15 protein-coding genes are annotated in these 14,822 nt (G+C 67.1%); 6 read left to right on the plus strand and 9 right to left on the minus strand.

Annotated elements, in window-relative coordinates; all coding sequences use genetic code 11:
• Nucleotides 1-42: 42 nt before the first annotated feature.
• Nucleotides 43-672, minus strand: a complete 630-nt coding sequence (locus tag ABIA35_RS05320) for an SMI1/KNR4 family protein (RefSeq protein ID WP_370357044.1) — start codon at nt 670-672, stop codon at nt 43-45.
• A gap of 273 nt (nt 673-945) precedes the next feature.
• Between ABIA35_RS05320 and ABIA35_RS05325 the strand changes: the two genes are divergently transcribed.
• Nucleotides 946-1,404, plus strand: coding sequence for a hypothetical protein (locus ABIA35_RS05325; RefSeq protein ID WP_370357045.1), 459 nt, complete (start codon nt 946-948; stop codon nt 1,402-1,404).
• Nucleotides 1,405-1,638: 234 nt separating this feature from the next.
• On the opposite strand, the gene ABIA35_RS05330 is transcribed toward ABIA35_RS05325, so the two are convergent.
• Both ABIA35_RS05330 and ABIA35_RS05335 read right to left on the minus strand, forming a co-directional pair.
• Nucleotides 1,639-2,322 carry a hypothetical protein gene (locus ABIA35_RS05330; RefSeq protein ID WP_370357046.1) on the minus strand — a complete coding sequence of 228 codons (684 nt, stop codon included), beginning with the start codon at nt 2,320-2,322 and terminating at the stop codon, nt 1,639-1,641.
• Nucleotides 2,319-2,981 carry a recombinase family protein gene (locus tag ABIA35_RS05335; RefSeq protein WP_370357047.1) on the minus strand — a complete coding sequence of 221 codons (663 nt, stop codon included), beginning with the start codon at nt 2,979-2,981 and terminating at the stop codon, nt 2,319-2,321. Before ABIA35_RS05335 ends, ABIA35_RS05330 begins: the two co-directional genes overlap by 4 nt.
• 208 nt (nt 2,982-3,189) lie before the next feature.
• Here ABIA35_RS05335 and ABIA35_RS05340 point away from each other — a divergent pair, with 208 nt between their 5' ends.
• A complete protein-coding gene (locus tag ABIA35_RS05340; RefSeq protein WP_370357048.1) occupies nt 3,190-3,549 on the plus strand; it encodes a hypothetical protein in 360 nt (119 codons plus the stop codon).
• A complete protein-coding gene (locus ABIA35_RS05345; protein ID WP_370357049.1) occupies nt 3,543-4,088 on the plus strand; it encodes an Imm21 family immunity protein in 546 nt (181 codons plus the stop codon). The genes ABIA35_RS05340 and ABIA35_RS05345 overlap by 7 nt, the downstream gene beginning before the upstream one ends.
• A 302-nt stretch (nt 4,089-4,390) precedes the next feature.
• On the opposite strand, the gene ABIA35_RS05350 is transcribed toward ABIA35_RS05345, so the two are convergent.
• Genes ABIA35_RS05350 through ABIA35_RS05370 form a run of 5 tightly spaced genes read right to left on the minus strand, consistent with a single transcriptional unit; the run spans nt 4,391 to nt 7,188 of the window.
• Entirely contained in the window at nt 4,391-4,966 is a 576-nt protein-coding gene (locus tag ABIA35_RS05350; protein WP_370357050.1) for a hypothetical protein, read from the minus strand.
• Nucleotides 4,967-4,973: 7 nt separating this feature from the next.
• Nucleotides 4,974-5,774, minus strand: a complete 801-nt coding sequence (locus ABIA35_RS05355; RefSeq protein WP_370357051.1) for a leucine-rich repeat domain-containing protein — start codon at nt 5,772-5,774, stop codon at nt 4,974-4,976.
• Complete coding sequence (locus ABIA35_RS05360) at nt 5,771-5,902, minus strand: hypothetical protein (protein WP_370357052.1); 132 nt, start codon at nt 5,900-5,902, stop codon at nt 5,771-5,773. The genes ABIA35_RS05355 and ABIA35_RS05360 overlap by 4 nt, the downstream gene beginning before the upstream one ends.
• Before the next feature lie 12 nt (nt 5,903-5,914).
• On the minus strand, nt 5,915-6,577 hold the full coding sequence (locus ABIA35_RS05365; protein WP_370357053.1) for a hypothetical protein: 663 nt from the start codon (nt 6,575-6,577) through the stop codon (nt 5,915-5,917).
• Nucleotides 6,574-7,188: a recombinase family protein gene (locus tag ABIA35_RS05370; protein WP_370357054.1), complete on the minus strand. Its 615-nt coding sequence runs from the start codon at nt 7,186-7,188 to the stop codon at nt 6,574-6,576. The genes ABIA35_RS05365 and ABIA35_RS05370 overlap by 4 nt, the downstream gene beginning before the upstream one ends.
• Nucleotides 7,189-7,385: 197 nt before the next feature.
• Here ABIA35_RS05370 and ABIA35_RS05375 point away from each other — a divergent pair, with 197 nt between their 5' ends.
• Nucleotides 7,386-8,066 (plus strand): hypothetical protein, encoded by a 681-nt coding sequence (locus tag ABIA35_RS05375; protein WP_370357055.1) that lies wholly within the window; start codon nt 7,386-7,388, stop codon nt 8,064-8,066.
• 45 nt (nt 8,067-8,111) lie between these two features.
• On the opposite strand, the gene ABIA35_RS05380 is transcribed toward ABIA35_RS05375, so the two are convergent.
• Nucleotides 8,112-11,237: a Tn3 family transposase gene (locus tag ABIA35_RS05380; RefSeq protein ID WP_370357056.1), complete on the minus strand. Its 3,126-nt coding sequence runs from the start codon at nt 11,235-11,237 to the stop codon at nt 8,112-8,114.
• Between the two features lie 1,595 nt (nt 11,238-12,832).
• On the opposite strand from ABIA35_RS05380, the gene ABIA35_RS05385 reads away from it, so the two are divergent.
• Nucleotides 12,833-13,873 (plus strand): hypothetical protein, encoded by a 1,041-nt coding sequence (locus ABIA35_RS05385; protein WP_370357057.1) that lies wholly within the window; start codon nt 12,833-12,835, stop codon nt 13,871-13,873.
• A gap of 54 nt (nt 13,874-13,927) precedes the next feature.
• Nucleotides 13,928-14,701 carry a maleylpyruvate isomerase family mycothiol-dependent enzyme gene (locus ABIA35_RS05390; RefSeq protein ID WP_370357058.1) on the plus strand — a complete coding sequence of 258 codons (774 nt, stop codon included), beginning with the start codon at nt 13,928-13,930 and terminating at the stop codon, nt 14,699-14,701.
• The last annotated feature ends 121 nt before the right edge of the window (nt 14,702-14,822 follow it).

A 14,822-nucleotide genomic window follows, 5' to 3' on the forward strand; every position in this document is an offset into this window, starting at 1 on the left:
AGGTTCCCAGAGTTCATACAGCGGGACATTGGACTAGCGATCTCATGCCGCGCCGGCGGTGATGGCCAGTCCGCGTCTTTCCCAGTCCGACTCCATGGTCCAGTGGATACCGGGCCTGTCCACGAGAGACGACGCCGGATGACGACCCGAGAGCAGCTCGAGGAGGAATGCCACCATGCCGCCGTGGGTCCAGTAGGTGGTGACGGGGCCTCGGGCCCACATCACGACGGGCCACCGGTCGGGGTCGGGGTCTTGGGTCAGCCAGAAGAAGGAGTCTCCTGCCTCATTGGTTCCCCAACAGACCAGGCCGCCGGGGGCGGGGTGGAACGGATGGACCGGGCCGCCCCAGTCGTCTTCATCGATCCCCTCGAAGGTCTGCGCCTCGTAGGCCTGGATGTCGAGGAGTCCGTGGAACCCACCGCGAAGTACTCGCGATCCCGGCCATTGCACGCTAGGTGGCGGAGGCGCGGGGCAGGGGGCGAATACTTCGAGCAGTTCGAGGCCGCCGTGGTCTGCGGTCAGGACGCCGCCGCCGTAGCGTTCGACGAACGCGCGGTAGTCCCCGGGCAGTTGAAGCCCGAACTCCGCTTCGGCGCGGTCCCATGGCGGTGCTGCGACAGGTCCCGGGGGCGGTGGCAGCAGCAGGGCCAGATCGTCAAGGCTCGCGGTCACCAGGTCTCCCGTCAACGCGGTTGAGTCCGGGCCAGCGTAGAGGACACCCGTTACCCCCTTGGTGTGAGTCCCCACGAGAGTGTCAGTGGATAGTCGTCACTGGATGTCAGCAGCAGCGATCTTGCTCAGCCGTTCGTGCCCGAAGGTGACTCAGGCCACCGATGCCGATCCGGCACAGCGTTTCCGCGAGCCAGCCAAAAATCCCCGAGATGCGGCAGCTGCGGACTGCTATAACAGCGCCATGACCGGCATAAACGTCCGTAGGCAGGCCGCATGATCACGACCGGATCGGTTCCGCGTGACCTTGCTGTTGAGCGATTCGCCTTCCTTGCCCAGCGCTTCCGTGGACGACGAAACGCGATCAAGGAGTTCACTCATACCGCGCCCGAGTTCGTCTTCTGGATCTACCCCGACGGCACGCTGTTCGATGCCAAGGACGCACACCGCAAGAACGTTCCGCGCGGCTACCAGCACATCCTGGATGATGAGCCGGATTACGGGGGCTTCTTGCGGGGGCGCCTTGCGCGATCCACAGATGGATTCCAGCTGGTGGTCGTGTACTGCCGTGCGGAGGCACTTGCCGAACCAGGCCGGTCATTGTCCCAGGTGCTGGTGGGGTTGCGGCAGATTCCCGTGCCGTTGGACGACGATGCCCTGGTGATCAGCGACAACGCCGACATCTACGGAACCGTGGACGACCTGCGTATACGCGAGGCCAGCGAGCACCGATAACTGGAGCCGACCGAGGGCGCGCTTCAAAGCTCGGTAATTGGCTCAACGGGCGTGTATCCGCAGGTCTGCGGTAAACAATCGTCCTGGTGATCTTCGCCCCAGAGGCGGCTATCGCGCTGTGTTCCACGAGCGATCTGGACGAGTTGACGCTGTCGAAGCCGTCCGACGTTCGAGGCCAGAGTTGTGAAGGTCTCGGGCATCACTGCGAGCGAGCTGTAGATCCGCTCCCCGTGATCATTTGAAGAAGGACACGGCACTGCCACCAGGGCCGTCCGGCCTTCGGGTCCGGCCAGTAGTACGACGCGGGGTCCGGGTAGATGAAGTGTTCGGCGCTCTGGTCAGGTGCGCCCGAAGCCAGGGGCTTCCTTGGCCAAGTCCGAGCCGTAGCCGCCCAGCTTCCTCATACAGGGCGTTGACCGTGTCGGTGTCTACGGCTTTGAGCACTCTTGCTTCTTCCGGTAGAGGCCGGCGGCCCGATGGCGTCCTGACCGGCCATCCGACCAGCGACCCGACACGCTGCCGAGTGGTGAGCTTGGGCGCGCCCTTGCGGTGCTCCGGGAACGGCGGCGGTGGTGTCCATCGATGTCCCGCCTCCTTGACCTGCTGAAGGATCCAGGCTTGGCCCTCTGGGCCGGACGTATGCCATGTCCAGATCATTGGCCGTTCGGCCATCGCCCGATCCCTGCTGCTGACCAAGCCCTTGCGTACGGGCTGCATCTTCGGCGGATTGGCGATGCCCGGCATGTTATGGCAGAGGTTGGCCAGGAACCTGATGCGTTCGAGGCGGGCCGTGCGCGAGACGTCTCGTGTCGCGGGGCCGGAACCGGCCAGCATCCGGATCTCGATGAACGCCTGAGCCGAGAGCAGAGCGGCCAACCGGCGGTCGTCTATTTCGCTGGGGGCCGTGTCGTTCTTCATTCCTGCCCGCCTTCGATCTGCCGTGGGACCCGACCTGCGCGCAGATCTTTGAGGTCGGGGATGTGGTTGTAGAGCGTGCCGGGACTGACGCCGAGCAGCTTGGCAATTGTGGTGATGCTGTTGTCGGGGTTCGGGAGCATGTCACGAGCTGCTCGCAGGATGTCGGGGCTGACGACGCTTGGCCGGCCGCCGACGCGGCCCCGGGCGCGGGCGGCGGCCAGCCCTTCGCGGGTCCCGGAGACGATCAGCTCGCGGATGAACTCGGCAAGGGCGGCGAAGACGTGGAAGACGAGCCGGCCGCCGGGGGTGGTGGTGTCGAGGCTCTCGTGCAGCGAGGTGAATCCGATCTCGCGCTTGCGGAGCTCGCCCACCATGTTGATGAGGTCTTGCAGCGATCGACCGTAGCGGTCCAGTGATGGGACGACCAGCGTGTCGCCTGCGGCAAGGAAGGCGTGGCAGGCCTTCAGCTCTGGCCGGAGATCGCTTCTGCCCGACTTCTTGTCGGCGAACACTCGTCGGCAGCCGGCCTCGGTGAGAGCGTCGATCTGACGATCGAGCTTTTGCCCGCCTGTCGACACACGCGCGTAGCCAATGCGGATGCCGGTCGGCACCGCTGGCTCCGGCAGGAGCAGTGCGGAGGGTTCGAGCGGGTCGGCCACGCCGTCGATTCTCTCAGAAAAGGGTCAGCGAGGGTTGTTGAAGGGCCGAGGCTTTTGAAGGAGTTTCTGAAGGGAAATCGAGCCTGATGCGGGGTCGAGGAGGATCGGAACAGCAATTAGCGCTAAGGAATGATCACGATCCCGGGCAGTGGAGGGCCCCGTCGGGATCACGGTGGCATCGTCAGTGGCGGTCGACATCATGGAGGCCATGAGCAACCCCCACCTGGCAAAGGGCAGCATCTGGCGGCTGCATCACGACGGGCATGAGATCGCCCGGCTGACCGTCACCGACACGGAGATGTTCTGGGTCCACGCGGACATCGAGACGCTGCCGGGCTTCGAGCCGTTCCGCCCGGTCTTCGCCGAGCAGGAACGCGCTGCCGAGGCCGGGGACGGGGAGCTGTACGACTCCTGCTACGCGCAGATCCGCGACGCACTCTCCATGATGTTCCCCGACGGCAGCCCGGTCGCCGAGTTCATGCTCAACGTCCACGGCGACGGTACCGCCGGCTGGCGATGGCACGACGAGCCCTTCGGGAACGTGAGCGATCTCGGGGCAGGATGGTGAGCGTGTGGGTGGAGAACGAGGGTGGACCTCTCCTGGTCGCGCCCGAGTCGGAGCTTGCCCACTGGGGCGGGTCGACCGGCGATGACGGCCCTGTCGAGACCTGGGGAGACTACGGCCGGGCCTGCTCGGTCCGCGGCTACCTTGGCCTCGTCGATGTCGGCGGCCAGCAGGCACTCGTTCTTGGGGATGAACCCGCGCCCACGACGTACCTGGCGGAGGAACGGATGTTCCTGCGCTGGGTGGCGGCCGACTCCGAAGCCGAACTTATTGAAGCAGGTCAGCGAGCACTGCAAAACGGTGTCCAGTGGGACGAAGACGAAGGCCTCATGTGGGTCATCCGCGAACCTGTCGTTCTCTTCGAGTCATGGTTGTCCGGCATGGAACTCGAACCGGACAACCACCTCGTGATCGACATTGAGCCCGGCCGCTACAGAGTCCGCGCGACTGGCCTAAGTGATCACCACAGCGGGGCGATCCTTGTTCAACTCCAGCAGACCTCAGATGTTGGGGACGCCGGCGGCATGCCGCGAGCTGTTTGATAGGCGGTCGCCTGTGAAACAGCGGGACGAGAAGCAGCCATCCAGGGCGTTCACAGTTTCATAGGCCGTTGCAATCGCCTAGGCGGCTGAAACGGACCCATGATTTCGGGGTGAATCCGGATCCGCACACGCGTCAGTTTCCATAGCTGCCTGCACGGATGGCCGAAGTCGGTTGCGGTAGGCGCCCAAGGGTGCGCTGCTGGGTGAGGCTGACGCCCGGCCAGTACCATGAGTGAGCCGCTGCGTCAGCGCTCAACCCAGCTGTTACGGATCACACCAGGTCAGGCTGAGGGCTGTCGGCATCAGTACTCTTCGGAGGGCATCGAGTCCCATTCGGTATTTGCGCCGTCGCGCGTCACCATGAATAACGGACGCGATCGGAGGACCTGCCCGACGCGTTGCCCGCGCAGGACGACCCCGGGATCATCCGGTCCTGCGTAGCCCTCGGGCGTGTAGCGAAAGTACACGTCGTTTGCCTCGGCGTACGCGATTGCGTCGTTCTCCAGCTCCGGAAGGCCTCTCCCGACCAGCGGGATTCCGTCGTACGCGACCTGGGGACCGTGGACGGCGTCGGCCGCGACGCAGAACAGCCCCACAGCTTGGCTCACATAAGCCGTGACGGCAGGCGGAGAAGGAGTCACCCCGCGACGGGAGACTTCGACCTTCCAAGTCGGCGAGAAGATCGCGTGGTCCTTCGGACAATCGCTGATCTTCGTGTGACCGAAAGCCTTAGACGCCTCGACAACTTCGTCGAGGGCCATGCCAAACCGGAGCGGTCCGACGGTGACAGCCGACGAATAGGACCACTCGTCTCGTTCTGCGAGCCCGAGATCGGCTTCGGGCTTGAACCCCATGGTCGCTTCCTCCTCGACGCTCATGCTGATCTCAAATCAAGTAGTCGGCGGCGGGCTGCGCCACGCTGGGACCGCCGCGGTGTGGTGTCGGGGGGTAGTGCTCTGGTGGTCGCGGCAGTGCTTGGATGCACTCTTCGGAGCATGCGTTGACCAGCAGCGGGAGGATGTCGGTGGCGACGCGGAGCGAGATCCAGGCCTGGACCGGGCCTGAGTGCCCGATCGGCGCTTCGCAGACGCTGCACGTCCGGATCGTCGTGGCACCCCAGGTGCCCGGAAGCAGTTCACCGATCCTGTCGGTCTCGGAGTCCAGTTCGGGGAACGGCGGCCGGTACTTGTAGTTGCCGTACAGGGCGCGGGTGCTGACGGTGCTGCGCGTAAGGTTCGGGCAGCGGGTCAGCTCGTATGGGAACCAGTGCAGCCGGTAGGAGGTGTAGGGGGTGAACTCCTCCAGACCCGTCATGACGCCGATCTCCGGCGGGAGGCGCACCAGGTTGCTGCCGTACAGCACGAGGTGGCGGACCGCGGTCAGTTTGGCGATCGTCGGTGGGAGGGTGACGACCTGCCGGCGCTGTTCGGCGCTCAGCTCCACCAGCGGCTTGAACTCCTCACGCCGGTCCTCGGCCGCCTCTTCGACCAGTTCGAGAAGGCGCCGCCACCCGGCTGAGTCGGTGTCCTGGCGGTCCTTGTGGAACTTGACCCGTGACGGTGGCCGGTCCAAGCGCTGTCCCAGGCACCGGCACTGGTCGCGCCCGGATCCCGCGCCGCCGGGGCTGGCTGCGTCCGCCCAGCGGTTCCCGAACAGTCGCGGCTGCTGCTGTGGCTCGTCGGTCATGTCTGTGCTCCATGCTCGCGGCGGGAGTCCTCGAGGCCGCGGTGGACGGTGGGCCGGGAGACGGAGAACAGCTCGACAGGCTCCGCGATGTTGTGCTCGTCGACGGAGTGCGGCTTGACTAGGCTCATGCCGCGGCCTGCTCAGAGCCCTGACGGCTGCGGCGATCGCCAGTCTGGGAAGGCGGTCGCAAGCCGATCACGGTCGTCGGTGCTTTCGGCGATGACATCCGCGCCTCCGTCATAGGGGTGATACAGCCAGTTGAGACCTGGACCGACGATGAGGACGCCGCCGGTCATGTCATCGGCGACGGTCATCAGCAGCCGATCCAGGTCTGTGCTGGCTAGCGTCGTGACCGAGGCGTAGTGGTGCTGCCAGGAGTGGAATCCGGGATCGGTGGCGAGATCGTCGCTGCGCCAGTGGTCGGCGATGGGCATGGCGGTAGCGACGGCGGAGTCGCGGGGCACTGGTCGCGAGGTATCGGACCACGAACAGGTGATCACGACAAGCCGCTGACTCTCGGGTGCCGGATGTCTTGTGAGCGCCGCCAGAATGGTGTGGTGCCGGTGCAGGATCTCGGCGTGCTCGGCATCTGAGGTTGCGTAGCGTTTGGATTCCGGCAGGGAGTGGAACCGCACCCACCGGCTGGGGAAACGGCTGCGGAGCGGGTGCGCGACTGGCGTGATGCCAGGCCACGAGCGGAGCCAGGTGTCGTTGAATGCCGCGATATCGATCGCATGATTCGTCGGGTCGGCGGGTGCGTCCGTGCTGCCCGTTGAGCGGCTGAACTGCGGCTGATGCGTCATGGGCGCTTCTCGGCGGAGGCGATTTCCAGGTAGCGGTGTAGCGAAGTTTTGGGGATGCCGGTCTTGGCTGCGATCTTGCCGAGGCTTTCGCCTTGCGCCTTGAGTAGCCGTGCGTACTCGATCTTGTCTTCGGGGTGCGCGGCGGGGCGGCCGATGTGGCGGCCGGCAGCTTCGGCGACGGAGCGGGCGTGGGCGGCGCGTTCGGCGGTAAAGGTGCGCTCCATCTCGGCGAACAGCGCCAGCAGCAGGAAGGCGATGCGGCCCATGCCCTCGTCAGCGGTGTTGATGGGCAGCGGGTCGGCCAGCGACCGGACGCCGATCTTCTTCTCGGCTAGTTCGTGGACGAGGTTGAGCACCTCGCGCAGGTTCCGGCCGAGCCGGTCCAGGGTGTGGACGACGATGGTGTCGCCGGGACGGGCGTAGGCAAGAAGCCGGTTGAGCCCGTCGCGGTCGACCGTGGAGCCGGACTTCTTGTCGACGTAGATTCGGTCGTCGGGGATCCCCGCGGAAGACAGCGCGTCGAGTTGTCGAACGAGTGACTGTTTGGTTGTGGACACGCGGGCGTATCCGAGTTCGAGTCCACCGTGAGGGTGCTCGCCGGCGATGCTCATCTTCGGATCGTACCGGAATTCTGGTTCGTACCCTGTTTCCGGAACACTAGTTGTGGAACGGCTTTCGGAACGATCCGAGGCGCGGCAGGGCCCGGATTCGGAAGCCTCGGAGGCCTCTCCGATTTCCGTTCCACTTCCAAGGAAGTGGAACGGAAATCGAATGGCGTCGACCCGGAGGGGTCGGGAGATGATGACGTGTGAGCTTCGGAACCTACGCACGCCGCGCCCGTGACGGCGATTTGCCGTACTGGGCGCGCTACTGCGCGCTGCGCTGCGCCGTCGGCCACTACTGCCCGATCGGGTTCCACGCGACTTGGTCCTATCTGAGCACCGTCGGTGATCTGAAAGTAGACGAAGGCGCGCTGCTTCGTGCCCTGGAGATCCTCGAGACCAGCCGAGGCGCCTGGCTCGCCGAAATGGATGCCTACGCCGCCCGACGACGTGCCGAGAAGAAGCGGCATCGCCGGTCGCCAACCATGGCGGATCGTCTCCGCCTCTACAGCTATCGCTGGCCTGGGCCCGACGGGCACCAGGCCACGCTCAACGCGGTCGAACATCTGTGGGCGCAGCATCGCGCCGCGCCGTTTCCGGAGACGCCGGCCGAGTTCAAAGGCGATCTCGTGTACTTGGACTCCACCATCGCCGGCTGCGTCTCGACCTATGTGGGTCGCGGTGGCATGGGGGCTCCCGGCCACCGGGACATCCTCCTGGCCTGTATCCCGCCGCTACGCCTCCAACTCGGACGCCTGGGATATCCCACCGACTACTACATGGCTTTCGGATACTTCCGACGCCTCGGCAAGCTCGCACAGCTCGTCATCAATGACACCGCCGATCATCCGGCTACTCAGTCTGCGGATGCTGTGTTGCCGAGCTGATGCCGTCGATCGCAGAAGCGACTGCCGCTGGCACGGCTCGCTGCGTCATTCGTCGACCTCGTCGTCGGGACGTGGCTCGCGGAGCGGGCGGAGGGTGCCGCCCAGGATGGGCGGGGTGAACGTGTAGGTGCCGTGGACGTTGATGTGCTTGCGCAACAGCGGGGAGAGCTTGGCGATGGCGTCTTCAGTGAGCGGGAAGCCGTCTTCGGCCAGGTTGTTGATGATGGCGTCGATGTAGACGGTGTTCCGCAGCACGATGGCGTTGACGACCAGGCCGAGGGCTCCGAGCTGGTCTTCCTGGCCGTCGCGGTAGGCCTGGAACAGCTGGCCGCGCCGGCCATGGAAGACGTGTCGGGCCAGGGCGTGGCGGGATTCGGAGACGGTGGTCTGGGCGTGGACGGCACGGTGGTGGCTGTCGTCGACCGGGTCGGCCATCGCGAGCATGTGGATGGTCTTCGGGATGCGCCCGTACTCGGCGATCGCCGCGCCGAGCGGGGTGGGCCGGCCGTCGCGCCCCAGCATGGCCAGCAGGTCGTGAGCGCGTACGGCGCCGGTAATCAGGGATCCTGTGACGCGCAGCATGTCCGGCCACTGTGATCGGATCTTGCGTAGGTCGATGCGGTTACGGGCGAGGCCGGCGAGGTTGCCGTAGTCCGGCGCCGGGGTGCCGTGGTCGTGGGCGTACCAGTAGCGGGCGTCGCCGAGGTCGGCGAGGCGGGGGCAGAAGCGGTAGCCGAGCAGCGCGAACAGCCCGAACACCATGTCGGAGTAGCTGCCCGCGTCCGTGATCACGGTGTCGGGTCGTGGACCACCGTCGAGGTTGAGCAGCAGATCGATGATCCACGGCGAGTCGCGCGGGGCGCCGGTCACCACGACCGCCCCGATCCCCATGACCTGGTCGTTGACGGCGTTCAGCCAGGTCATGCCGCGCTTGTAGCCGAAGTACTTGGGAGCGGGCGCGCTGTGGATGCTGGCGACCGGGACAGTGAAGCGCAGGCCGTCCACGCTGGCGACCTGGCCGCCGCCGAGTCTCCAGGCGAAATCGATGGTGCGCTGATGGTCGATGAACAGCGCGTTGGCGCGGGCGTGGTTCTCCAGGCGCATGTATTGCTGCTCGATGTGGGACAGCCGGTTGGCGGTCAGGGCTGGGTGGTCGGAGGCGACCGGGGTGTGCCCGACGTTGCAGGCCTCCGAGACCAGTAGCGCCGCGATCGATAGATCCAGACCTTCTAGGTTCGGCTGGCGGCCGGCAGGGTTGAGGTAGGCCCTGGACAGGAACCCTGTCCAGGAGTCCACCTCCAGCAGCAGGTCGGGCAGGTCGATGCGGGGCAGCATCGAGGACACCAGGCTGCGCAGCGCCTTGTCCGCAGTGCTGGCCCCGAGCGCCTGAGGGCGGGTGACTTTCAGCTCGGCTCGGCCGTCGGCACCGGTGACCAGACGTACCCGCGCGTCGTCCCCGGCCTCTACCAGGCGGGCCTGGTTGTGCCGCCACGCTGCGTCCAGCGCCTGGACCTGCGGACCCAGGTGTGCGTCTACCTCTTTGGGGAGTCCGAGCCCGGCCAGGACCCGGTCTTTGACGCTGGCCCAGGCGGCACCGTCCAGCAGCTTGGCCCGCGGGTCGGCGTAGCGCAGCGAGGGGGCGGCGAACACGTCGCGGACCCGGATCGCGGCGTGCAGCTGCTCCAGCAAGCAAAGTACGTACGCGTCGCGGTCTACCGCGCCGTCCTGGAGCGCCGCATTCGCGTAGACCGCGCGGAACCACGGCTTGGGCACCAGCGACCGCTCTACCTCCTTCACGATCAGTGGCTCGGCCTTCACTTTCCGGGCAGCCAGCGCCGGCAGACGCCTGATCTCCTCCAGCAGCCGTGCGCCGCCCGGCGCGGCGTGCAGCCACTCGGCCTCCCCGAGCGCCTTGATGAACGGCCGGACGGTGGCGTAGCGCTCGGCCAGGAACGTGCGCAGCGCCGCCTCGGCCGCTGAGGCTTCCGCAGCGTCGTCCGGTACCAGCTCCTCCACCGTGGCGACCGCCTGTTGCACGTGCTCGCGTGGGGCGGCCTGTTCGATCGCCGCCCATGCCTGCGCCACTGTGAGCCTGCCACGGCTGACGGTCTTCGGGTCTTCCAGCACCGCTGTCAGCGCCTGGTGGGCGGCGGCCAGCACCGCCGAGGCCGCCTCCAGGCGCGGCATCGCGGCCAGTCGGGCGCCCTCGGCTTTCTTGCGCGCCGGGTTGATCAGCTTGGTTGTCATCAGCAGCATGAACAAGTCGATCGCGTCGTCGGCCGCGGAAGCCTCCAGCGCCTGTACGGAGGCAACCAGTGTCGCGGTCCGGCGCGGCTCGGTGACGTCTTTGAGTGCTGCCTTACTGTGCAGGCCGTAGCGGGCCATTGCCGCCAGCTTGTTTGCTGGCACCGCGGACACGTCCGCCTTCCCGGCGCCTAGCGCGGTCAGCCGGTCCACCCGGCCGATCGCGGCGGCCGCCTGCGATCCCGAGACCCGCTTGGGCCCGCGCGCGAGCTCCTGCAATGTTGAGTGCCGGTGCCCCGGCTCTACCTCCAGCAGCTGGACCAGGCGCTGCGGCAGCTGCGAATCCGAGGCCTGGGCGGCTTCGGAGAGCGCAGTGTGCTGTCGGTCGGCGATCTCGTCTCGGACCTGAGCGATCATTCGGGTCAGCACCGTGATGCCCGGCAGCAGGACCCGGTTGCCGCGCAGCCACGCCACCGCGTGTGTGAACATCGTCGTCGGGCCTTCGGTGCGAGTCCACGCCCGGCCCTCGAGGAAGGCCTTGAACTCGGGGCCCTTCGGCCCGTCCGTCAGCTCGGAGTAGCCGAAGGCCTGGCGGATCTCCCAAGAGTGCTCGTAGACCGTCTGAGAGCGCTGCGCGTACTGCTTGACGCATGACGGATCCTCGATCCCCAGCTGCCCGGCCAAGTATTCGATCACCGGCCACGGCGCGTCGATCGGATCGTCGGTAAGGAAGACGCCGAGGTAGCGGACGGTGGTTGCCTGGAGGGCGGCGAACCCGAGCCTGTTGTGGCCCCCACGCCGTACGGCGATCAGCGCGAGATCATCGCCGTCCAGGAAGAAGAACCGCTCCAGGTCCGACCTGGACGGAGTGCCGGTGAAGCGGCCGTATGCGGCCGCCTGCTCATCGCTCAGGAAGTCGACTGGCATGCCAGCGGACGGTAGGCCAGGAACAAGACCATGAGCAGCGGCTTCACCGAATCGATATCAGACTACAGATACGCGGCCCTTGAAGATCGTTCCTTAGCGCTATTTTCTGGTCCGATCCTCTCCGACCCCGTGATGGATCTCCACGCTTCGATCTTCAGATAACGAACGATTCTCGACATGATCGAAACGTGGGACGGCGGCGCAGGACTCACCTCGCCGGCCGCCAGCGAAACCAATAGTCGACGCCCTCGACTCGGTAGCGGGCGCCGCCATCGAACCTCGGTTCACCTGCCAGCCGCCGCGGGTTATCTGGTGCGCGCCGGTGTGGAGCAAGCAGTACGTCGAGCTCGTCGTAGCGGGCGTTGGTTCCTCCGCGGCCAGGATGGCTGTCCTGATCGACCATCCCTGCTTCAAAGCGCTCGTTCCACCTCGCAAAGATCGCCCACTGCTCGCGCTCCAGCGCTAGGGCGTCTTCGCTTGCTGCCCACACGTTGTATTCATCGGCCTCGTCGGCGGCGTCATAGTCCCTGCCCTCGAAATAGTGGGCACACCGTCGACATCCGAGAGGCCCGCCCGAGGCCCGTCGTACCACTCCAGTTCGACGTATACACGCTCGAACCCATCCGCGATCAACCGCGCCTCATCCCAGGTCTCAGCCACATCAGCAGGCTACCAATGGCGTATCCGTGCCTAGCCCGAGCACGAGACGAAGAGCCGGCGGGGCCTACTTGTCACTTCGCGGGAGCTTCGGGAGCGGAGGGCCGTAACCGTCGGTCCCGCTATGCCCTGACCTGTCCTGAGACGTTGAAAGGCGGGCTCTGGCTCGGCAGTCACGGTGCGGCAGCGACGTGGTTTACCGAACGCGGCGGGCTGTGCACCGCCGACAGCTGCTTCACGACACGATCTTGGCCGTGCTTACGGCAAGAAGCTGGCGAACCCTCGACGTCATCCCGGCAGTAACACATGCCGCCGAACAGGCATCACCCTGCTACTGACACGAGTGGCGAGAACCCACTGACATGCCGTGGCGAATCACCAGGTCGCCGAAATGGCGACAGCCTTTCCCTCTGGTTTCCATCGCACCCGCCGGTCCCGGTCCTCAGCGTCCCCACGCGAACCTACTCCGCATAACGTGCATTATGCGGAGCCTGTTTCCTTGCATATCATTACAGAGTTGCGTTGCATTGCATGTCTCGCAAGGTAATGAAACTGTACTGTGCGGGAAGTCGCGGAGTGGCGGTGGCCGAGTGGGGTGCGGGGTCCGCCAGGATGGTGCTGTGAGCGATGAGTTGAGTGCCGGGGCGCGGCCGTTATGCAAGTTCGAGCGGTTGGGGCGGTGTTCGCGGCCGGTGAAGGAGACGCTGCCCGGGAGTCGGGGGCGGCGGCATGAGTACTGCGATGACCCTTCGCATAACGCCGTGACGTTCAACCGGGCGCGTAAGGCTGCTGCCAGGGCTGAGGCTGCTGCGGCTGTGGGGAATGCGCCTGACGGTGCGGGTGCCGGCGTGGGCGGGGCCAGGGTTGGTGCTGGTGGCGGGGCTTTCGGCGGGGTCGGGATCGGTGTGGGTGTGCGGGGCGTCATGGGTGGCGGGGGGATGCCGGTAACGGCGGCGCGCGCCGGGTTCGAGGCGTCCGGGGTGTCGGTGGCGGCGACGTTGCGGCAGTTGGGGGCTCAGGTTGATTTGTGGTTGGAGCGGGCTGAGGCGATTACCGATCCGGAGAATGTTGAGCGGCAGGTGCGCTCGGTGGAGTTGGATGCTGCGGCTCGGGTGACGGCTGCTGAGCAGGTGGCTGCTGCGGAGGCTGCGCGGCGGGCCGAGGCGGAGGTGGCCGGGCAGGCGGCGAATGCGCGGGCTGAGCAGGCCGGGGCTGATGCCGAGGTGGCCCGGGAGGCGTTGGAGGCGGCGGTTGTTGCGCATGCCGAGCAGGAGCAGGCGCTTCGTGAGCAGTCCCTCGATGAGCTTGCGCAGGTGCGGGAGCAGGGTGAGGCCGCTCTGGCCGCGATGCGGGAGCAGGCCCGGCGGGAGGTTGAGGCAGCCAGGCGGGACGCTGCTGAGGCCGCGGAGCTGGCGGACCGGACCAAGGCCGAGGCGGCTTTGCAGCTTCAGGCAGCCAGGGAGCAGGCCGAGCTGGTCCGTCAGGCCGCTGACGCACAGATCGCCGCGGCCGAGGGCAAGGCTGCTGCCTCTGCTGCCGAAGCCCAGGCGGTGGCGCAGCGGGCGGCGGCGGAGTTGGAGTCGCTGCGCAGCGCCCTGACCGCGCAGGTGCACAGCGCGAAGGCTGATGCGGAATCGGCGCGCGCGGCCCGCGTCGCTGAGAGCGAACGTGCCGACCGGGAGGCTGCGGCCAGGCAGGGCGAAGCGGAGCGTGCGGCGCGTGCCGAAGCCGCTGCTGAGGCCACTGCCATGCAGGTGGAGCAGGTGACGGCGCGCTGGCAGCAGGACGTGGCGGCGTTGGCCTCTGAGCGGGAGGTGCGGCGGGAGGCGGAGTTGATGGCTGCGTCGTTGCGTGGGGAGTTGGCTGCTGCCGCGCGAGAGCGGGACGCTGGTGCGTCGGTGGCGCGGGTGCCGGGTGGACGTCGGCAGGAGCAGGGGGCGGAGACGGAGACCGATGTTATGACAGGTGGCGGACAGTAGGCGGCCGATTAATTCGTTTCCGGGCGGCCGGAGCGCCGTGATACACAGTGCGCCGTGCATACGATTCTGGAGTTTCCCGAGGTCCTGCGGCTGATCGAAGACCGGTCGGCCGCGTTCCGCGCTGCGATAGCGTCCGCCGACGACCTCGACGTCCCGGTTCCGACCTGCCCGGACTGGACGCTGCGCGACCTGGCGCAGCACCTGGGCGATGGCCGCCGCCGCCAGGCTGCCATCGTCGCGGCGGGCCCGGGCGCGGAGCCCCCTGCCAAGACAAACCCGAAGGGCGCCCCGACCGCGCCCCGCGACCGTGAGGCCCTGGACGCCTGGCTGGCCGAGTCGACCGAGCTGATGCTCGACGCGATGCGCGAGGCCGGCCCGGACCGCGGCTGCTGGACCTGGTGGGGCCGCTCGCAGGCCCCGCAGACCTCCGGGGCCATCGCCCGGCACCAGATCCAGGAGATCGCCGTCCACACCTACGACGCCCAGCTCGCCCAGGGTGCCGCACAGCCGCTGCCGGCCGAGGTGGCAGTCGAGGGCATCGATGAGTTCCTGGTGACGGTCGCGGCGACGAACGTCCCCTGGCCGTTCAAGCCGGCGACCATCGACCTGCACGCGGCCGAGGGCGGCTCCTGGCGCCTGACGCTCAACGCCGACGGCGTCCGCTGCGACGACCTCGCCGCCGACGCGGAGCCGGGCGACCTGGTGACGCGGGGTGCGGCGAGCGAAGTGGTCCTCTACCTTTACGACCGCATCCCGTTCGACAGCCTGGAGAACACCGGCAGCACCGAGCCGATGGACCAGCTCGCTGAGTGGGATCCGAACGCGTAGAGGGCGTAGAAGGCCACAGCGCGAAACGCTTGTCAGGCGGCGGCCGACTGCCACTGAGGCAGCAGAGAAGGTGACGGCGCGGCGGGGAGGCGAGTCCCCGCCGCGCCGTCGTGTGTCGGCC

The organism is Catenulispora sp. MAP12-49 (assembly GCF_041262705.1).
Classification (GTDB): Bacteria; Actinomycetota; Actinomycetes; order Streptomycetales; family Catenulisporaceae; genus Catenulispora.